The organism is Streptomyces sp. NPDC094147, from assembly GCF_044764265.1.
In the GTDB taxonomy this organism is placed as follows: Bacteria; Actinomycetota; Actinomycetes; order Streptomycetales; family Streptomycetaceae; genus Streptomyces.
Map to the genome: position 1 here is coordinate 1 of NZ_JBIWHT010000054.1, position 19739 is coordinate 19739.

The following is a 19739-nucleotide window of genomic DNA, read 5'->3' on the forward strand; positions in this document are numbered from 1 at the left end:
CAACTCCCCAGCCGACACCGCCGTCTTCTGCAACGCACCCTGCACACCCGACGGACTCACATCCCACCCCGTCACCGCAAACTCCCCGCTCCCCGACACCCGTACCCGCACGGCACCCGTCAGCCGATGGCGTCCCTTGGGCCCCCGCGGGCAAGATTCAAGTTCTACCCAATGGGAGTTGCACACGCAACGCGGTTCCGAGCCGATTGGACAGAGATCCGGCCACCCCGCCCACCCAGCAAGACCGCATCGACCGCGGTTATATGGGACGAATGCCGACAATGAGCGGCCTGACACCCGGTGAAGAACTCTCCTGCCCGGGAGATCGGGGATCGATCTGGGCGGAAACCGTGCCCGCCCCCGGGATCGAACCGGGAACTCTGCGGCCGATATCCCTTGGGGCCGGTACCGCGCACCTCTACCAGTTGGGTCAGGCGGGCGAGTCGTCGTCCGCGTCGGTTAGAGCGTGTCCGATAGGTCGCCTGTAGCAGCATCCACCGGACACGCCTAGGGCACGGTGGTGGTAGTAGTCCTCGTGTTGGCCGTCGGGGACGGTGACGGGGGCTGGGCTGCCGGGAAGGTTGTACCGCTCGTCTACGCCGGTGTGCTGGATGGCATGGCGACGCGGTGGTCGCCCCGGCGGGTGGTGCGGACGGTCAGGTCGCCGGTGTTGACACCGACATCAGCTGAGGGTGTGTGAAGCTCCGTGTTTGGTTGCGCATGGCCCGGCTGAAGTGGTTGCTGATCGAGCTCGCCGGGGGCTGGCTGGTGGGGTATGCCAACAGCGGCAGCCGGGCAGGTGGGTGACTTCTCGCCCGAATGCGTGGCTGGTTGAGTCATTTCAGGGCCCTGCCTCCTTCACTAGATCGTCCAGATCTGCAGTTTTGTGGTGTTCGCGTGGTTCATTTATGAAAGTCTCGCTTGTGCAAATGGGACTACAAAGGGCAAATACGGTGGATGGGGCAGAGGGAGGCGTCGGAGAGCTCGCACTCTCCGGAGATCCAAGCGGTTCGGCGGCGTGTCGCCATAATGAGGGTGCAAATCTTTCCATTGAGCCTCCCCTCCCTCGGCGTGTAATGCTTAGAATCCAGCCACGTCGGCGGGAAGTCGGCGCACGCAAACTTTCAGCCAATGGAAATCCTGGAGGCTTTATTCAAGTGACTTCTCCGGCCCGCCGGTCTAGGTTCAACTGGTCTTGAGCGGCGGGGGGTTGCTCACGGGCAAATGAAGGCCCTCCCGTCGCCACACGCGGGGAGGGAATATGCGCAAGCGTTTTATCAGGGTTCATTATGGCGGCTCTGGCGCTGGGCCTGGTTACGGTGGCGCCCCCTAGGCGCCCCCCGGGCCGACCACAGACGACCTGAGCCTCTACGCAGAAGATGCGCGCATGGGCGCGAAGCAATCGGATTTCCAGATTGGCATCTACCTCAACTCGGGGCCAGGCGGGCCGTTACCCGGATACCGACCGTTCCGGCTGACTGCGGTCTCCATCGGTGTGGCGCAGGTCGTCCGGCCGACGGCGAACTCCTCGACGAACGAGGCCGCAACCCCACCTGCCGGACGGCGGGGAAGGCCGCCCCAGCGGATCCGGCCAAGCCATTCAGAGGCCAGGCCAACGACCCCCGTGACAGGGGGAGGCCGTCCGTCGAGGCGTATGCATCGGCGACGCCACTGCTCGTCAGCAAGTCACGAGACCAGCTGACGAAGAAGTGCACCACCACGGCCGGGTTCCCGCAACGGACACCCTGCCGTCCGAATCCAAGCAGATCGGCGCTCACCGTGCGCACGATCAACTAGCAGAAAATCATGGGGGACGCATGTCCATTAGTCGCAAAACCATTACACACGCGCTGGTCGCCACTGCCACCATGGCCACATTGGGAATTGCCGCGCCGCAGGCGTCAGCAACCGAAAATCCCAGCATTGCCGGGGTGGTCATATCACCGAAGGCAAGTGCTGCCACGCGGGCTCTCGCCGCAATGGATCCGAAAGCTGTGCAGGACACCGCTAATCTGTGCGGCGCCGGCTACAAGCTCGAGCTCGCTACACGCCTCCCGGATGCGCGACGGTTCGGGACACTGTTCGAGTACCAGAACGGCGCGTCGAATGAGTGTGCCCTCTTCGACAATAATCTGGGCACCAGCAAGTACATGAAGCTCTCGGTGTGCGAGGTGTACAACGGCCATCGCGCGTGCTCCACCGACGCCGGCAACTTCACTCAGTACGCAGGTCCGGTTCGGGTGACCTACGGTTTCTGCGCAAATATTACCGCGATCATGAAGGACTCCGCAGGCACCAGCGACAGCTCCGCCCTCATCAACCGCGTGGTACCGGCTGTGCCGTGTGACTGATTTTCGAGGGTCTGCCGCCGCGCCGGACTTGGCATGACCCTGATGTGGTGAAGTGGTGAAAGCACTTCCTGAGGATGCGGGCCGGTCCGGTGCGACGTTGGCGACGGCACCGAGCTCGCATCCTCGGCCCAGGACACACCGCCGACCAAGGAACGCAAATGCCCGACCTCAAGGGGAAGTCCACCAGCGTGCCCCACCGAACGCTGACTAGCGGTGCGGTGCTGGTCCTGACTGCCATAACGCTGACCGCCGGTTGCAGCAGTGCTCACACCGAGGGCAAGCGCCCCGCTAGTAGCCTGCCGTCCAGTGCGCTGCCATCGACCGCGGAATCCTCATCGCCTTCACCGTCGGTGTCCATCGCCGCGCCTCCTCCCTCCGCGCCGCCGTCTGCGGTGAAGGGCTCGGCTCAAGCAGGAGACAGGGCCGCCCGTGAACGTGCTGCGGCTGCCCCCAAGGGCGGCACCCCGGTCAGGCATCCGGCGCCCGGCCAAACAGCAGTGGGTGATGAGAACTTCGGCAAGCCGAGCGTGATCGACGGTGACATCACCGTCTATACACCTGTACATCAGGGATCCGCCCTGACCGTACCGGTGAAGATCACGAACAGCGGTAGCCGGCGGGCGTTCTACCAGGCCGATGTACGTGTCCAGGGCTCGGGTGGATTCGATGTGACTGTGCACATCGATACGGATGTCGTGGGCCTTTACCCCGGTACGTCGTGGCCCACGGAGTTGACGGCTCAGGTTCGGGGCAAGTCGGCGCCGGATCATCCCGCTGTGACGATCGAACACGTCATCAAGCGGGAAGTCGCAGGCTGACTAGCCTGTTGCTCCCCTGTTGCAGTTGCCCGGTCAGCCACGAGGCGCCGGGCCTACGGGGAATCCGGGGCCCCACCGTTTGCCGGCCGCCCAGGTCGCCGAAGGACAGGGTGATCGAGCGCACCGCCCAGTACAAGAAGCCAGAGCCTTGCCGCCAGCAGGGCGCCGTGCCATAACAAGTGACGCAACGTCACCCATGGTGCAACTTCCGCCCACCTCATAGCGGCTGTTCGCCTGCCGTTTTGCGGTATGTACGCCGCCCCGTCTGTCGTAGACGGCACACCGGCACTGCCTCGGGTGCCCCACGAATCCATCGCCGCTCTATGCGTTTCCGGGCCGCAACCGCAACGCCACGCCCACCTCAGTCGACTCAGGGGGCCGACCATGCCTTTTCCCCGCACCGCCCGAAACATCGTCGTCTCGACGCTTGCTGTGACCGGTGTCCTCATTCCCGCGATAGCACCCGCCCAGGCCGCGACGACAGCAGCCACGTCGTGCGAGCACGTGTGCATCCCTGGACGCCCGGGCTGGGGGGTCATCCGGACTATGACCGCCTGGTCTTCGACCTCACCGACAACGTCGCACCGCCCGCCGTGCAAACCCTGGTCTCTCCCGACGGGTCCTACATCGCCGGAGCTTCCGGCGAGACGCGGCACTTGGTCATCGCCAGCAAGTCCTACCTGCTCCTCGACGTCTACCCGCCCGAGGCCCGGTTCAGCGGCCCCGATGCCTACACCACACCTACGGTGCAGCCGGTCTCGCTGACCTCACTCAAGGGCGTGCAGATGACCGGCGACTACGAGGGCCACATCGGATTCGGCCTCTCCCTGGGCGACTACACCCGGTACCAGGTCTCCACACTCACCGCGCCGAACCGCATCGTCGTCGACGTCTACCACTAGCCCGCCGGCCCACCACCCACCAACCGCCGCCCGGCCCCACAACTCCCGCCCTCCTCGTGCCTCTGCGCACGGGCGGGCGGCCCTCGCCGCGCCCCGCCGGGGCGCAGGACACCACGCCTCGAGAGACGGGAAACGTTCACTTGAGAGTCAGAAAGAGAACCCGCGCGCCGTTAGCCGCTGTTGTGACGGTCGTTGCTCTGACCGGCGGCCTGCTCCAGGCCGAACCCGCCATCGCAACACCCAAACCCAGCCCGGCCGCCAGCCCCGCCCCACCGCCGGTGCCTCCGGGCCAGGTCGAAGATCCGGGCAAGAAGCTGGGTTCGGACTGGAAGTCCAGCCCGGACCGTGCGGTGACCGCTGCCGCCGATGCGGACGGTCTGCACATCCTGGTCGCCGACAGCAGTCAGGCATACGCGTGGAAGACGGCTGCGAAGCTGTCGGAGCCGGGGATGCCGGCGGACTCCTGGATCGGCAACCAGTGCCTGATGGACCACGACCACGCCGCTGTCGTCTATGCGCCGCGTAGTTTCACGAACAAGCCGGACTTGATGCAGGGCGGAGCGTTCACCGCGATCGTCAACCTGGCGACGGGGCACGTGTCGAAGCTGCCGTTTACGGCATCGCTGGCCTACTTCGACCCGTCCTGCAACACGGCAACCCGCACGGCTGCGTTCACCGCCTACCGGGACATGAACGACCCCGCGAGCACCCAAACGCGTGTCATCACCGTGGACATGGCGGGGAAGACCACGGCCACGGCCGCGGCGAAGGGTGAGGTCACCAGCGCGGTTCCGGTGAAGGACGGCACGGTCGCAGGACTTGGCAAACACTTGGTGCATCTCGACCACTCCGGCAAGGTGAAGAACCTCGTCGACGCCGACAGCGTCCCCTTCGACATCCGTCCGGCTGCCGACGGCAAGGTCGCCTTCGTCGACCGCAGCGGCGACTCCGCGGCGACGGCCAAACTGTTCGCGGGCAACGCCAGGCCGGCCGTCCTCGCCTCGGGGAAACTCGGGGACCTGGACCTGATGCAGGGCGAGGCGGGAAAGGTGTTCCTCACCGGGCACCCCACCGCTACCCGCGCCACAGCGGGGGCCGGTGTCACACGTATCAACGCCCCCGCCAACGTCGATATCTCCTCCCACGGCCGCCTGGCCGTCGATCCGGTCCTCACACCCGGCGTCCGCGCCGGCCTCACTCATATCAGGGACGCGGGCAAGGGCTTCACCAAGGCCGATGAACCCGCCCCGCAAGCTCCGGCCTCCACTGACAGCAGCGAACCGGCGACGGTGACCAGCACGGCCACGACCACCGGGACCAAGCTCACCCAGAGCGTGCAGCAGCAAGTCGCAGACGGCTCGGGCACCATCCCCTCGCCGGTCCTTGGCGAGGCTTCCGGAACGAAGAGCTCGCTGACCGGCACCGTGTCGAAGGCGGCCGCGGTGGCTGGGTCAAACGATCCGACCGACCCCGACCGCTGGTGCGCCGTCTCCCGCAACGACGTTGGCATCCAGGCGCTGCAGCCGGCCCCGAACCAGGTGGAATGGGCCGTCGACATGGCCGTTCGCGGCCAGCTGCGCGGCACCTACATCCGGCAGGGCGGCTACCGCGACCAGGCCGGTATGGGCACCATCGACCCTCAGGGCCTGTTCCCGCCGCCGACACTGACCGGCGGCGGGAAGATCCCGGCGAACGTGCTGCTCGGCATCATGGCCCAGGAGTCCAACCTCTGGCAGGCCGAGTCGGGCGCGATTCCCGGTCAGATGGGCAGCCCGTTGGCCGCGACAGACGGCTACTACGGACACAAAGCCGACACCAACGACCCCTCCGCCTACTGGAAGATCAACTGGGAGAACTCCGACTGCGGCTACGGCGTCGGCCAGGTCACCGACGGCATGCGCCTGCCGGAACACAAGAAGGACGACGGGATCGTCCTGGCGCCCGGCGTCCAGAAACTCGTCGCGGTCGACTACGCGACGAATATCGCAGCGTCCATGAAGATCCTCGCTGACAAGTGGAACGAGGTGCACCAGGACGGGCAGAAGGTCACCGTCAACAACGACGACCCGTCCCTGGTGGAGAACTGGTTCACCGCCGTATGGAACTACAACCTCGGCTTCAACCCGCCCTCACAGGCATCGGAACCGGACCACGGCGGGAACTGGGGCCTGGGCTGGTACAACAACCCGGCCAACCCGCTCTACCAGAAGAGCTGGGGCCACCCGTTCATGAACACCGACGTCGACGGGCCGGACGCGAACAAGGACGCGGCGAACCCGCAGTGGTGGCCATACGAGGAGAAGGTGATGGGCTGGGCCGCCTGGTCCATCGACACCGGCTACTCCTACGCCACCTCCGGCCGCCAGGACTGGCCCGGCGAGAAAGGATTCTCGTCGGCCGGATTCCGGCCCGCCTGGTGGACCACGTCCACCGACCGCGTCAACATGCAGCCGCGCCCGGACGTGTTCTGCAATAGCCAGAACAGCTGCAACGCTGACTCGCCGCCGGACTGCCCCAATAAAGCGTGTTACGCAAAGTTCTGGTGGAACCAGCCCAACGTGAGATGGAAAGCCCAGTGCGCCGCCACCTGCGGCCACGAGGCCATCAAGTACCAGACACTCGTCGCGGAGCCCGGCCGCGGCACGCGCCTGCAGAACGGTGAACCGGTCTGCAACGGGGGCCCGCCCGGCGCTGCGGTCGTTGCCTCCGTTCCCAACGGGACGCCCACATGGGGGAACGGAGCAGCGGACTGGGCGAACTGCGGGAACACGATCAGTTCAGCAGGCAGCTTCCAGTTCACATTCAACCCCGACAACAAGGGCCGGTACGAGGCGAAGGCAGACCTGCACCAGGTAGGCGGCGGCTACGGCGGCCACTTCTGGTACACCCACACCCGCGACGCTCGCCACCTCGGTGGCGCGGGCGGCCCCATGGCCATCGACGGCACCTGGAGCCTCGACAGCCAAACCCCTGCCTGGGCCCGCGTCTCCGTCCACCTGCCCGACACCGGAGCACAGACCCGTCAGGCCACCTACGTGATCGGTGGGACGGACAGCCCTACTCCGCCCAAGCGGGTCGTGACGCAGCGGGCCAACCGATGGGTCAGTCTCGGTGTCTTCCACTTCACCGGCACCCCGAAGGTGTCCCTGTCGAACACCACAGACGACGGTACGGCGGACGAGGACGTTGCCTGGGGGGCGGTGGCCTTCCAGCCGCTCGCCGGGAAGCCGGCCAACTTCGTCGTGGCGATGGGCGACTCGTACTCTTCCGGCGAAGGCTCCTCGGAAGGCAATCGGGACTACTACCCGGAAACCAACTACCGCAACAAGAACAACGACAAGACTCGCAACGCCTGCCACCGCTCCACGCAGGCGTGGTCGCGTCAGGCAAAGCTGCCGGGCGCGTCGAAGTCCATCGGTGAGCTGGACGACACGCTGGATCCGACCACCGACTACCACCTCATCGCCTGCTCGGGCGCCCGCACCTACAACGTGCTGGACAAGAACAAGGTGCAGGGCAACGCCGGTGAGATGGCCCAGATCGAACAGGGCTATCTGGACAAGAACACCACGCTGGTGACGATCTCCATCGGCGGCAACGACGCCCGCTTCGCCGACATCTTCCAGCAGTGCTTGCTCTCCCGCGGCGACGGCAACTGCAAGGACAAGACGTTCGACTCCCCGGACAGTGACGTCGACGGGCGGGACCAGAAGTTCGTCGGACAGCCGCTGGAGACGGCCGTGCCGGGCATCATCAACGAGATCGTCCGCCCGGACATCACGAAGACCCTCCTGGCGATTCATGACAAGGCGCCGAACGCGAAGATCGCTCTCATGGGCTACCCGCCCCTGATCTCCTACGGCGGAGGCTGCCTGCGGGTCAGCTTCCCTGGCCTGCCCGACCTAGGCCTGTCTGAGTCGTCCACCACCTGGCTCAACGGCATCGCGGACACGCTCGCAACCGTAATGCAGAGCGCGGCGGACGACGCGAACAAGCAGAACGCCCGCGTGTGGTTCTCCAACCCGAAGAACGACTTCAAGGACCAAGGCATCTGCGGGGACCCCGAGCAGATCCACGGCATCGTCAAGACCCTCACCGACTCCGACAACCCGATCAAGGACTGGTGGATCTTCAACAACTTCAAATACGGCCTGTCAGCCCAGTCGTTCCACCCGAAGATCGGAGGCGCGCGCCTGTACGCGAACTCCCTTGAACGCACGATGGCGGGCATGAGCCTGTAACCACTAGGCCCCGGGGGCAGACCCGCGCGGGTCTGCCTCCAAACCGCATGAGTACACGTACTCATGTCCCCCCAACCAGCCTGGTGAAGACTGGCGGGAGCCACGCACGGACAAAGTGATGAAAAGGACAACGAGCATGACGGATCACTGGACACCTGCAACCGTTGCCCTGGCACTGCTCCTGACCGTGGCGGCTGCCCTAGCCACCTGTGAGAGCTTGCTCTGTACCCGGGGTCATCGGCTGTTACGCGGGAGGAAGTACAAGCTCGGCACCCTCGTGTCCCTCCTGCTGGTGGCTCTGTCCGCCTGCTCATCCGGCCGCGCCGTCAACCCGAATGAGGCGCGCGGACTCGCTGGCAGCAACGAGGCTATGAAGGTCCGTCAGCAAGAGGAGAAGCGTCTTCGGGACGTGGCCCAGGCTTACACCCACGACATGCCTCTCACCCTCGCCCTGATCACCGTAAGCGACACATGCAAGGTCGGGTTGAAGAACCAGCCGTTCTTCCAGTCCGGTGACGACACCTACAAGATCAAATGCTCGATGGGGGTCACCGCCTACTACGGCGCTGACCCCAAGCACATGGGGGACATCCTCGACAGCATCCTGTCTGCAGGCGACCGTCCGGGCTCTCCCATCGCGTTTCGCCACGGCCAGAACCCCAACCCCCTAGTCGACTACTACCGGGGGCGTGGGCCGAATCCTTCCGGTTCGCAGGCGCCGGAGCCGACCCAATTGTCTGACCCGTCGCAGACCCTGAGCTGGGATCCGGTCCGCGACCACACCCCCCGCCTGATGATCGAAGAACCCGAGCCGTGCATGCCCAGCGATCCACCCGTCACACGGTGCCTGCGCGAGCCGAGTTCAGCGACCGTAGCCGGCATCCGCAAGCAGTACGGCATGGTGTTCAAACTCAGTCTCGGTTCCGGCGACTACTACAAAGTGTTCAAGAGCGGCCAGACATCCACGAAATGATCACCCGGCGGAAGGGAAGGTACGCCTTCCCTCAAGGCCGCTGCTGGCGAGGTCAAGCTCACTTTCCCTCCCCGGTGGCGCGGACGAAGCCCGCGGCCAAGCCCGAGCGAGAAAGAGGGCGCGGCTGGTGCCGCACCGGCGCCCAGATCTGTCACAAGCCGGGGGCTGGAATGCCATGAAGGCTGTGCCCGCCCCCGGGATCGAACCGGGAACTCTGCGGCCGATATCCCTGGGGGTCGGTACCGCGCACCTCTACCAGTTGGGTCAGGCGGGCGAGTCGTCGTCCGCGTCGGTCAGACCGAACCGGACGGCGGAACAACTATGTATTGCTTGTGGCGCTGAAGCGGTACCTCTGTGAACTGGTCACGACGCCCTCGGGGAAAGCGCCGGTGTCGATGCCGTCGTCGGCGTCCAGCTCGCGCCCCCACACATCCACTCCCGGCACGTCGATGAGGTACCGCCGTGCGCCCGACGCCGTGCGCTCCAGGACTGCTCGTCGGCCCCGGTCTGCCATCCACTCCACCTGATCAGCACGGCCACCGACCGAGGTCAGCTGATAGACCAGGACCGCGTCCTCCGACGCATCGGCCAGCGGGGCACCGCCTACCTGCCCGCCGAGCGGATACAGCACCGTGTACGGAACCGTAGACGGCTTCCCGTCGACCACCGGCAGCTTCCCGAGACCGCAGGGCCGTCCCGTCGCCCGGGCAATCATGACCTGTAGTGCGGCAGACACCGCGCCGCGGTCGATCACTCGTCAACTCCCGTGAAGAACGCAGCCGCAGGCCCCTCGATGGACAGTACCGCGTACCTGCACAACCCCAACGCATCCCACTCGGGAACCCCGGGGGTCGTCAGAACTGACAGCGACCGCTCCCCATCCGGGTCCAGGACCTCGGCCACCACCACGGCGCGAGCCAGCAGCCCCCGCTCATGAGCAGCCAACACTTCGGCCAGAGCGTCCTCAAGGTCAAACGTCAGCTCGCTCACAACGCCCCCTCCACCGCCCGGCCGAGAGCCTGTACGAACGACGGTCCGGCCTGCTCCACCGCCGGGCCAAGGTGCGGGAACGGCCGCTGGCTGTAGTGCCGACCGAGGCTGTCGACCCCGACGAACCCGAACTCCAACCGCAGGGCCTGCGGAGCACCCGAACCAACTTCGCCTGTGATGACCGGCCCGGCCCTGTGGACTTCACTGCTCCACGAGGCCCTGTACCGGCCGGTGATAACCCGAGGGCCCGGCCGCCCGGAAGCCCGCTGCTGCACCTGCTGAACCAAGGCCTGCGCACTGTGCCGCATCGCAGCCTCCGCCGCGACCAACGACCGCTGCGCCCCGCGGTCCAGAGCCGCAGCCAACAACCCAGCGTCGGTGAAGGAGCCGCCACTCATCCGTTGACCTTCCGGTTGTGCTCCTCCAACCACACGGTGCGCAGCACCGGGAACGACGACACCTCATCGAGCGCAGACACCCGGTACGTACGGCCCACCGCGTGCTCGTCGGCAGCCTGCTCGACCGACACGGTGTCGCCCTCCCGGAACTCCTGGGCACTCAAGGGGCACAACATGCGGTAAGCCGGGCGGACTTCCTCAACCCACGCCCCCTCACGCCCAGTACGGGAACGGATCCGCTCCTGCCGCCCGTACAAGCCCGCCTGCCCCGCGTACACTGCCGTGTCCTGGCCAGGGATGAGCCGCCCGGTCTCCGGATCGAGCACGTCCTCACCGCCATCGCGGGTGACCCGAACCTTGTCCGGCATCAAATGCTTCTCCGCGAACCGGGCGACCCCAGCCTGATCAAGCACCCTGAGCCCACTCAACGAGCTGAGCCAAAGCCCCACGAGTCAACTCGCCGGGCTTCCCGTCCAGATCAGCACGATCCAGCACCGCCGCGTCGAGCTTCCGCCAGTCGACCGCCTGAAGAAAGCCGACCACCACGTGCCGCAGGTCGGCCGGCTCGGCTGCCACCTCGGCCATGCCGTCGAACTCGACACCCTTCCAACCCTCAGCGACGTACAACGTCACCTCGGGACCCTCGTCCCGCGCTTGGGTGATCCGGTACGCCTCCACCGCCGACGCCACATCATGGCCGTCGATCTCGATCACAGCCGGTTCGTCAGGGGAGGAGGAGATCCGGACACGACGAGGCTCCAGGTACGTACTCATGATCCCGACCGTAGGTGAGCGAAGCGCAGCCTTGACCGTCAGCAGCAGCCAGTAGAGTCCCGCACCCCGAGCACCGATGGAGGCCCCCAGTGGATGAGACCCTCGCGATCTTGAACGCGGCCCTGGCCGAGAAGGGCTGGCCCCCTGTCACTCAGTCCTTCGACCTTCACGGAGCCCTGCCGCCAGACGCTCCGGCAGCCGGGTGCGTACATCTTCCTCATAGACGACGGAACCCCGCTGCGCCACCCGAAGGGTGAGTCGGCCATCTTCTACGTCGGCGAGACCACCAATCTCAAGGTCCGGCTCGGACAGCATGTGCGGTACGTCAGAGAATGCAAATCGGACCCGGATGGCCACGTCTTCTACCGGCAGCATGAGTGGGCGGTAGCGGCGGGCGGACGATGCTTCTACGCGGAGGCTCCCGAGCAGGACCACGATACGGAGGCGATGGAAACGCATCTCCTCCGTGCATTCGAGAGCGCCCACTACTCGGTGCCGCACGCCAATGGCCAACGGGGGAAGGGCCACTACGAGCCGCTGCTCGTCCCCGCCCAACCGGAGGACTGAGCATGGCGCGAGCTTGGCTGCCGTAGCGTTGGCCGCATCATCCATCCGAGCTACTGGCTGCTCTCGGACCCCGCTCTCCAACACCACCGGTTCCTCCGCCAGTTCCGCCACCTGGACGGCCTCCCGCTCGGCGAGCCGGTGTCCCACGGGCAGCGCGACGACCATGTCCTCGGCACCCAGCTCCAGTACCTCGACCCCGCGCGGCCGCTCCAGTCCCCGGATGAACGCGGCATCGACCGTACGGTCCTGAAGCAACTCCAGGTTCCAGCTCGTCCAGCCGGTCAACGCCTCGATCCGGTAACGCGGGTAGCGGGTACGGAACGATCTGACCAGCTTGCCGAGGCGCAGGTCGGCCCCGGACCGGGTGTACGCGATCCGTAGTACCCCCGCACTGCCGCGTCCGCGCTGCGTACCGAGCGCGCCAACGCCTCGCATTCGTCGAGTAGTTTCGGTGCCTCGCGAGCCAGCTGTTCACCGGCTGCGGGAGCCGCACCTCACCCCGGCCGCGGATGAACAACTCGGCCCGCAACTCCTTCTCCAGCACCTTGATCTGCTGGGACAGGCCCGGCTGGGCAATGCCGACCTCCGCCGCCGCCCGCCCGAAGTGCAACTGCCGGGCGAGCACCACGAAATACCGCAGGCGCCGTAACTCCACGTCTTCGCCTTTCCCAATGAGTCTCTCGCCCTCCGATTCGATCACGCGGAGCGCCGCGGGGCGACAACAGTGGTACTGGGGGTGCGGACCGTCACATGCCCGTACCGCCTTGGGAAGCGGCTGAAGGCTCTCGGTCGCCTGTCGAGCCGGACAACGCAGCCTCGACGTCGGGCTGTTCTGCGCTACGGCCCGTCGGCGCTGGTAGCTGCGGTGTCGGCGGCAGTGAGGGTGTGTCCACCCTCCCGGGAGCGGGTCGCGACCCGCCTCGTCCGGTACCAGCGCCTGTAGGCGCCGAGCCTGGGCCTTGTTCTGGCCCGTGTTCCCCGGGTGACCGAACTCAGTCGGCGGCCGTCCTGCTGTGGGTGGCGCCCGCGCTGTCGACGCGGACAAGGAACTTCGACTGGGAAGAGTGCGGTATCCGCAGGGCCGAACAGACCCTGCTGGAGCTGGAGCTGCTCGGCCTCCAGCAGGCACTGCGCCCCGAGCACCATCGCGACGGCGAGCTAGACGAGCACCACGGCTCGCTCCGGCCACCCGGCACTTGTGCTGGAGGAAAGCGCCCCGGAGAGCCTCGCGTCAGCCCCACCCGGTCCGCCAGCCGGCGCAGCAGCACCGCCCCCGCATGCCCGACCAGCCCCTTCCCGTCGGCTGCCACGGACAGCCCACGATCCCACCCTGTACGTTCGCTCACCAGAGAGGTGTCCTGACCCCTGCACGGATACGACCTAGACACTCGCACCCGAGCAGGTCAGTGGCCCAACTGCTGTCAGTGCGTCAACTCGCCCAATTCCGCGTAATAACCGGAGTCAATGATCGTGCCGATTTCGGCTGAGCGGAGCGACCTCGCTACTGATGACGCCAGGGGCTGCGATCACGAACACGCCCGGCTCCCGTTCGTGCGATCGTTTCCTTGCACGGGCGGCGATGGCGTCAGGCCACTTCGTGCCTTCGCCCCACGTTGCCTCCGTCAGGTTCGTACCACGCAGGTCTGCTCCGGTGAGGATCGCTCCAAACAGGTTTGCCCCGCGCAAGATCGCCGAGGTCAGTTGGGCCGCGCGCAGGTCGGCTCCGTGCAGGTCGGCTCCGGTAAGGTCTGTTCCGGACAAGTCCGTCCCGAGCAGACTGGCCCTCCTCAGGTCGACACCGCTGAGGTTGTTTCCGCTCAGTTTGGCTCCGCTGAGGTTGGCCTCGTGCAGGTTTCTCCCTCCCAGGCGAGTTTCACGCAGATCTGCTCTGCTCAGATGCGCTGTGCGCAGGGCGTCGGCACTCAGGGTGGCTCGACTCAGGTCTGCCTTGTATAGATCCGCCCCGTGGAGGTCCGCATCGCGCAAGTCCGCTGCGGTCAGCCTGGCCTCGCTCAGGTCGGCGTCGCGCAGGTCCGCCCCGTACAGTTTGGCTGCGTGCAGGTCCGCCCCACGCAAGACCACCGCGCGGAGGTCCATCCCGTTTAGGTCTGTCCCGGTCAGGATGGCTCCGCTCAAGTCGGCCCCGCTCAGGTGCGCGTCGACCAGGTAAGCCCTGATCAGGCTGGCTCGGCTCAGGTTGGCTCCGCGTAGGTCCGCCCCACGCAGGTTCGCGCCGATCAGGCGGGCTCCGCGTAGGTCCGCCCCACGCAGGTTCGCGCCGATCAGGCGGGCTCCGCGTAGGTCCGCCCCACGCAGGTTCGCGTCGACCAGGCGGGCTCCGCGTAGGTCCGCCCCACGCAGGTTCGCGCCGACCAGGTCAGCTCTGCGCAGGTCCGCTCCGCGCACCCGCACACCCGCTCGACCTGTTTTGGAGGGCTTCCCGTTGTTGGTGATCGTGACGCGCGCTCGGAGCGAGATGGGTCGGTCAGGTGCGATGGGCTGATCCCCTGTCGGTGGGCGTCGACGTCTGCGGAGCGCGGCGAGGCGGTCAGCGAAGGAGAGTTCATCTGGCGCGGGTTGCACGGCGCCGGATCGGCCGGACACAACCGCAAGGATCCGGGAGGCCAACGTGTGGCGCGGCATGGTTATCGCCCACTCTGGGGGTGTCCGCCGCGGTCTGCGTGTTGGCCTCGGTCCGCCGCCTGGGCACCGGTGTCGCCTGACACCTGGCTGCGGGTAGACGCATCATCGACGTCCGGTTCCTCAGGAATCGGGCGATCCGGCCTCTGGTAGGCAGAAAGGGACTCAACAGCGCGTCGGGCCAGGCCGGCGAGGAATGCCTCGGCATCCGGGGAAATGCCGTCATCGCCGGCTCCCCGCGTAAACGTCAACCGGGCTTTCAGGTTCTCGCGAGCATGCGCCGTGCTGTCCAGGACGGCCTGCTCGAGCAGTGGGCGGGCCTCCTCGGCCCGGCCCCCTCGGGCAAGCAGCACACCGAGGCCGAGCTGGGCCTCGGTGAGCCCAGCAGCGATGGCCTGACGGTATAGCTCCTCGGCTTCCTGGGTGCGGCCGGCGCGAGCAAAGTGCCGCGCCAGGTGACCCATCGCCCCGGCCTTTCCCGAGGCAATCGCCTGCCTGAAGGCGTCCTGGGCTTCGTCAGTGCGGTGGGACCGATCCAACAGCACGCCTAGATTGATCCATGCGCCAGTGTGGCCTGCCTCTATAGCTTCACGGAACAGCTCCTCAGCTCCCCCCATGTCTCCACGCCGAGCTGCCAACAGCCCCAGATTGTTTCGAGCCCCGCTGCTCTTGGAGTCGATCCCTGTTGCGTAGAAGTCCGGCCCCTGCCAGGCCAAGATCCGCATCAGTCCGTAACCGGCGATCGTGCCGGCGACACTGGTCTGGGCGCCCTGCCTGATCAGGGCCCGGCCTCTCTCCCGATCCCCTCCGCCCATATCGACACCGAGCGCGACCAGGGCGCCAGGATCGCCGCCTTGGGCGGCGTTCGCGATGAGATCCTCGCCCTCCTGGCGGCGCTGTGTATCGACCAAGAGGTGCCCGAGGCTGGCCATGGCGCCTGGCTCGCCAACAGCGACCCCCCGACGCAGCACACTCTCGGCTTCGTCCCGGTATCCCGCGTCATAGAGCACGGTGCCCAGGTGGGTCATGGCCCCGGCCTCGCCTGCGTCCACCGCCTGCCGCAGCAGGTCCTCGGCTTCGTCGGACCGCCCGGCCAACGCGACCAGCAGCCCGAGACTGGCCAACGGCCCGCTGCCGTGATCGGAGAAGCCCCTCACCGATAGCGGCTCGAGACCCTCACCCCGCTCGCTGTCACCGGGAATGACGGCACCGGCTACGACTTCCGGGGCGATGGCCCGGCGGTAGAGGGCCTCAGCCTCCCGCGCTCGCCCCGCCTCATCCATCAGCACCGCGAGGCTGTACGCACAGTCCGCCTGCCCGGCCTCCACCCCCATCCGGAAGGCCCGCTCGGCCACATCCTTGCGGCCAAACCGGGACGCGGCCAGTCCAACACCGCGGGCCCCGCCCTCACGCGTCAAAACGAGCACGGCGTCCCAGAGTGCCTCCGAGATCGAGCCAGCGGCACCCGGAGTGCGCTGAGCGAAATCGACTAGATAGTCGAACACCTCGACACAGCCCCCATCGACCTGCGTCAGGCACGCTTCGGTGCCTCGCTCTGCCGTGCACGACCAGACCAAAGCCTTCTTGAAAGCTCTGGCGGTGATGGCTCGCGGGTACTTCACGTGAAGATAGTCCGGGCACCGATCCCACAGCGTCGACTGCGGGATGGGTGCGGAAAACCCAGCCAGCCGTATGTTGATCGCGGCCTCAATGATTGCCGCGCCCCGTTCCTCGGCCCCGTGCCTTGCATCCTGCCAACGGGCCAGCGCAGCCGGGCCGCCGGCGAGCCTGGCGCCAAATCCATCGGTGTCCAAGTGCGCCAGCGCGTCGGCGAGTCGATCATCATCCCGCGCCAGAGCCTCAGCGTGGCGGTACTCCCGGCTGGAAAGGTCCGACTCGACGAAGAACATGCCCGCGACCTCCGCCCGCTCGATAACGCGCAACGCGTCGGCCCGCAGCAGCGAATTCGTTGGACCTCCCCCGGTCTGGCCCAGGGCATTCTTAGCGCCGCTATTGATAGTCGCCACGATCGAGACACGGCGGCGTCGCGACACCAGCCGGTCCAAGACGTTCAGTCAGCCCGCTGGGGGACAGGTACCGCTGTAGATCATCAAGCCAGATCAACGTGTCGGCCAACTCCAAGCCAGCGAGGCCGTCCAACTGGTCCGGGGCGGCGTCCGGAGCCTCCGGAACGATCAACCTCCAGTCCCCTACGGCCTGCCGGGCCGCCTCGAAAGCCGTCCTGCTCTTGCCCGAGGCCGAATCGCCTTGCAGGAGCACGAACGCACCTGTCGGGATGATGGCGACCAAACGAGCATGAATATCACGCTCGACATACGGCACCGGTGTCCGTTCCGCATCCCCAGGCAAGTACGCCGCCGGGTGAATCCGAAGCCGGGCCGGATCCATCTCGGCCACGGTGCGGTGGTCCTGCGACTGTCCGGCGCGTGCCAGGATTCGCTCGGCCTCCTCCCGCGCTTGGCGACGTTTGGCGAAGGAATCCTGCAGCAGCTTCTTCCCGCCAGTGACCAGCGCAGCTGCTCCCGTCAGCGCCGCAGACCCCAGGAATGACGGGACAAGCGCATGCTTGTCCGCCCACTCGAGCGTCAGCCCCGCCCCAAGCAGGCCGACCGAGGCCGCGACCGAAACGATCACAGCCTTGCTGGACGTGTCGAGCCTGACCCTGCCGAACCAGCGCATGCGCCCCCCTGTCCGCGTAAAACCCCGCCGACCACATGTGGCAAGCAGGATACGGGGTAATGACTGCACTGGCCCGCCTTCTGGCGCCTCGCTCACCGACAGAAACTCGCCAGTGTCGGCGGCGGCTGAACCGTGGCACAGTCAAGATTTCCGTGAACGGCGATCATGCTCCCGTGCGCCGATGACGGAGCGTCACCAGCAGCGCGATACTCGGCGAGTGTGAGGAGCTGCTGAAGACGGTGTTACCGCACCTTGGCAGGGTGCTGGTGGAGCAAGTGCGTTGAGAGGGCGGGGTGTTGCACATCATGGCCACAACCCGGGCGTCATCGCCGGTGGCGTGTCCGGACTGCGGAACGCCGTCGGTGCGGCGACACAGCGGATACCAGCGCCGACTCGGGGATGGCGCGATCGAAGGTAGACCGGTGTGCATCGAGCTGACGATCCGGCACCTGTTCCGTGACGGCCCCGTGCCCGCGGGTCACGTTCGCCGAGCAGGCGGACGGGCTGACCGTGGAACATTCAACTTGCCGTCCGGTCCAGCCCTGATGGCGCGTGGTCGCGCGTCTGCTCGCGCATTCGCCGTGCCTGAGCGCCGAGTTCCCCGCTGCCGTCAGAGACATGCCGCCGCTCAATGCGCAGTGCCCGGCATCGTCAGCGATGCCGGGCACTGCAGGCGGTCAGCCGGGCCTGTGTTCAAAGCAGATCGCGCTCCATGAAGTCGTCAGCCTTGGCCCATGTGATGAAGGCACACACCCCTGTGGCGAGGTCGACGCAGATCGGCAAGTTGCCCGCGAGCCGGGAGTACTCGTCACCGTGGTCGAGGAACTCAATGCGGTCGTACGGCGCGATGAAGCGCCCTTCCTCCACGAAACAGTATTCCGAGATGATCCGAACATTGCTGGACGGCCAGGATCGGCTCTGCTCGGCAAGGAACGCTGCGGCCCGTTCCTGTGCTTCTTTCCGGTCGAGCATCAGTTGGTCCTCATGAGGTAGTAGTCCCGGTACGTCGGTCTGGCAGGATTCGCCCGCCCTGCATGGAAGCCAAGGAAGACAACCTTGCCATCAACGTTGATCACGTTGAAGTAGTGGCCAATGCCCTTCTTCGGCCACGCGTCGACGATCCCCCGAGCCCGAGGGTCCCCACCTGAGTACATCCTCAGCGATGGGATTCAGGCCACCCTTCTTCTCGAAGGAACGTCCCGTCAACACCGAAACTTCTGCCATGGTCATCGGATGGTCAGCTCCGGGAACGGAATTGGGGTCAGACTTGAGTACCTCCTTCCTGCTCTTGGCCGGTCAGGGCTGTGGGAGTCAACACTCCTTCGGCGGCGATGAGATTGCTGCCGCTCCTGGCGGGTGCCGTACTGAGTGTGTCTACGTCGCGCACAACAGGAAGGACGCGCACCATGCCACAGGTTAAAGGGGACTCCAACGACTCCGATGTACCAGCAGCCCCGCCCTCTCACGCGGGGCAGAGTTGTCTCAGGCCACTCCCGAGCTGTCTGTGGATCGCGCAGAGTCCCCAGCGTCCACTCTGAACAAACCGCCGTTCAGGATGTGGGCGGTCGGGGTGGGTCAGGCGTGGGAGAGGGCGGTGCGGCGGGTCCCCTGGAAGCGGCGCGCCCAGGACTCCAGCCGGCGCCGGGTACCGTCACCGCCACCGCTAGTCCACCATCTCCACGCATGCCCAGCCGTACAGACGGCGCAGACACAGGCCAAGGATGTCCAGTGGCTCCAGACGGACAGACCGGTGCCGAGGCCCCCGAGGCAGGCCGACGCGGCGTGGAACGCGACGGGCGCGATGCGCCCGAACAGGAACGCCAGGATCACTGCGCTCTGACAAACGGTGAGGCAGATCAGGAACATGCGGACTCCAGAACGAGGATCGGGGGGTGGGTAGAACCTGCCACTTCGGTACCTCGATCAGGCGTCGGCAAGCAGCCCGCGCTCACGGACCACCCGGGCGGCGGCCTCACGGCACTCGGTGGCCTCTGTGCCGACGCTGGAATCGGGAGAACCCGGATCTCGCAGCGGACCTCGGCCAGGCCGCCGAACATGCCCGCCGCACTGTTCCCGTCAGCCCTAGAGGGATGGGCGCACTGGTGGCGGCACAACGCCAGAGAGATACGAAAAAGAACCGTCGCATCGGTAGAACTCCCCGCCTCCCCAACCGACTTGATGAGCACCGAGGCACCTGAATCCCATCGGATCCAGGTGGACTACTACAAACGGACGGCCTGGCCGCAGCCGCCTCTGATTCCCCGCTTCGACTTCGGCGACGATTACACTTAGAGGTCCTAACAAAGGCGTTGGACGTGTCGGTGTGTGATGAGGCAGGTGGCAAGTCCGAGGAACGCTTCGTGGATGTCATCTCGTCGTTCCCAG

At 66.4% G+C, this 19739-nt stretch carries 15 protein-coding genes and 1 pseudogene; 5 read left to right on the forward strand and 11 right to left on the reverse strand.

Annotated features, from left to right (window positions below; translation table 11 throughout):
* Positions 1–1817: 1817 nt before the first annotated feature.
* From ACIQ8J_RS34585 to ACIQ8J_RS34605, 5 genes are all read left to right on the forward strand, one after another.
* Entirely contained in the window at positions 1818–2351 is a 534-nt protein-coding gene (locus tag ACIQ8J_RS34585; protein WP_403277916.1) for a hypothetical protein, read from the forward strand.
* Positions 2352–2509: 158 nt separating this feature from the next.
* Positions 2510–3169, forward strand: a complete 660-nt coding sequence (locus tag ACIQ8J_RS34590; RefSeq protein WP_403277917.1) for a hypothetical protein — start codon at positions 2510–2512, stop codon at positions 3167–3169.
* A gap of 494 nt (positions 3170–3663) precedes the next feature.
* Complete coding sequence (locus tag ACIQ8J_RS34595; protein ID WP_403277919.1) at positions 3664–4071, forward strand: hypothetical protein; 408 nt, start codon at positions 3664–3666, stop codon at positions 4069–4071.
* A gap of 182 nt (positions 4072–4253) precedes the next feature.
* Positions 4254–8312 carry an SGNH/GDSL hydrolase family protein gene (locus ACIQ8J_RS34600; protein WP_403277920.1) on the forward strand — a complete coding sequence of 1353 codons (4059 nt, stop codon included), beginning with the start codon at positions 4254–4256 and terminating at the stop codon, positions 8310–8312.
* Positions 8313–8448: 136 nt separating this feature from the next.
* A complete protein-coding gene (locus tag ACIQ8J_RS34605) occupies positions 8449–9285 on the forward strand; it encodes a hypothetical protein (RefSeq protein ID WP_403277921.1) in 837 nt (278 codons plus the stop codon).
* A 319-nt stretch (positions 9286–9604) separates the two neighbouring features.
* Here the strand turns inward: ACIQ8J_RS34605 and ACIQ8J_RS34610 are convergent, their stop codons facing one another.
* The 11 genes and pseudogenes from ACIQ8J_RS34610 to ACIQ8J_RS34660 form a co-directional block, all read right to left on the reverse strand.
* Complete coding sequence (locus ACIQ8J_RS34610) at positions 9605–10039, reverse strand: hypothetical protein (RefSeq protein ID WP_403608081.1); 435 nt, start codon at positions 10037–10039, stop codon at positions 9605–9607.
* Entirely contained in the window at positions 10036–10275 is a 240-nt protein-coding gene (locus ACIQ8J_RS34615) for a hypothetical protein (protein WP_403277924.1), read from the reverse strand. The genes ACIQ8J_RS34610 and ACIQ8J_RS34615 overlap by 4 nt, the downstream gene beginning before the upstream one ends.
* Entirely contained in the window at positions 10272–10673 is a 402-nt protein-coding gene (locus tag ACIQ8J_RS34620; protein WP_403277925.1) for an HK97 gp10 family phage protein, read from the reverse strand. The genes ACIQ8J_RS34615 and ACIQ8J_RS34620 overlap by 4 nt, the downstream gene beginning before the upstream one ends.
* Positions 10670–11122 carry a DUF6093 family protein gene (locus ACIQ8J_RS34625; RefSeq protein WP_403277926.1) on the reverse strand — a complete coding sequence of 151 codons (453 nt, stop codon included), beginning with the start codon at positions 11120–11122 and terminating at the stop codon, positions 10670–10672. Before ACIQ8J_RS34625 ends, ACIQ8J_RS34620 begins: the two co-directional genes overlap by 4 nt.
* Positions 11079–11447, reverse strand: a complete 369-nt coding sequence (locus ACIQ8J_RS34630; RefSeq protein ID WP_403277927.1) for a hypothetical protein — start codon at positions 11445–11447, stop codon at positions 11079–11081. The genes ACIQ8J_RS34625 and ACIQ8J_RS34630 overlap by 44 nt, the downstream gene beginning before the upstream one ends.
* 147 nt (positions 11448–11594) lie before the next feature.
* Positions 11595–12449 (reverse strand): LysR substrate-binding domain-containing protein, encoded by an 855-nt coding sequence (locus ACIQ8J_RS34635; RefSeq protein WP_403277928.1) that lies wholly within the window; start codon positions 12447–12449, stop codon positions 11595–11597.
* A gap of 109 nt (positions 12450–12558) precedes the next feature.
* A pseudogene (locus ACIQ8J_RS34640) lies at positions 12559–13203 on the reverse strand (LysR family transcriptional regulator); the annotation flags it as partial.
* A gap of 272 nt (positions 13204–13475) precedes the next feature.
* Positions 13476–14420 (reverse strand): pentapeptide repeat-containing protein, encoded by a 945-nt coding sequence (locus ACIQ8J_RS34645; protein ID WP_403277930.1) that lies wholly within the window; start codon positions 14418–14420, stop codon positions 13476–13478.
* A 239-nt stretch (positions 14421–14659) separates the two neighbouring features.
* A complete protein-coding gene (locus ACIQ8J_RS34650; RefSeq protein WP_403277932.1) occupies positions 14660–16720 on the reverse strand; it encodes a tetratricopeptide repeat protein in 2061 nt (686 codons plus the stop codon).
* The gene (locus ACIQ8J_RS34655) at positions 16665–17354 is read right to left on the reverse strand and encodes a hypothetical protein (RefSeq protein WP_403277934.1); all 690 of its coding nucleotides are present in this window, start codon (positions 17352–17354) and stop codon (positions 16665–16667) included. The genes ACIQ8J_RS34650 and ACIQ8J_RS34655 overlap by 56 nt, the downstream gene beginning before the upstream one ends.
* A 693-nt stretch (positions 17355–18047) precedes the next feature.
* Positions 18048–18326 carry a hypothetical protein gene (locus tag ACIQ8J_RS34660; RefSeq protein ID WP_403277936.1) on the reverse strand — a complete coding sequence of 93 codons (279 nt, stop codon included), beginning with the start codon at positions 18324–18326 and terminating at the stop codon, positions 18048–18050.
* Between the last annotated feature and the right edge of the window lie 1413 nt (positions 18327–19739).

What these genes read in the sequence shown, in the direction of transcription:
- ACIQ8J_RS34660 (WP_403277936.1), bottom strand. Translation starts at nt 18,326, where the DNA reads ATGCTCGACCGGAAAGAAGCACAGGAACGGGCCGCAGCGTTCCTTGCC.
- ACIQ8J_RS34655 (WP_403277934.1), bottom strand. Translation starts at nt 17,354, where the DNA reads ATGCGCTGGTTCGGCAGGGTCAGGCTCGACACGTCCAGCAAGGCTGTG.
- ACIQ8J_RS34620 (WP_403277925.1), bottom strand. Translation starts at nt 10,673, where the DNA reads ATGAGTGGCGGCTCCTTCACCGACGCTGGGTTGTTGGCTGCGGCTCTG.
- ACIQ8J_RS34630 (WP_403277927.1), bottom strand. Translation starts at nt 11,447, where the DNA reads ATGAGTACGTACCTGGAGCCTCGTCGTGTCCGGATCTCCTCCTCCCCT.
- ACIQ8J_RS34635 (WP_403277928.1), bottom strand. Translation starts at nt 12,449, where the DNA reads ATGCGAGGCGTTGGCGCGCTCGGTACGCAGCGCGGACGCGGCAGTGCG.
- ACIQ8J_RS34605 (WP_403277921.1), top strand. Translation starts at nt 8,449, where the DNA reads ATGACGGATCACTGGACACCTGCAACCGTTGCCCTGGCACTGCTCCTG.
- ACIQ8J_RS34590 (WP_403277917.1), top strand. Translation starts at nt 2,510, where the DNA reads ATGCCCGACCTCAAGGGGAAGTCCACCAGCGTGCCCCACCGAACGCTG.
- ACIQ8J_RS34585 (WP_403277916.1), top strand. Translation starts at nt 1,818, where the DNA reads ATGTCCATTAGTCGCAAAACCATTACACACGCGCTGGTCGCCACTGCC.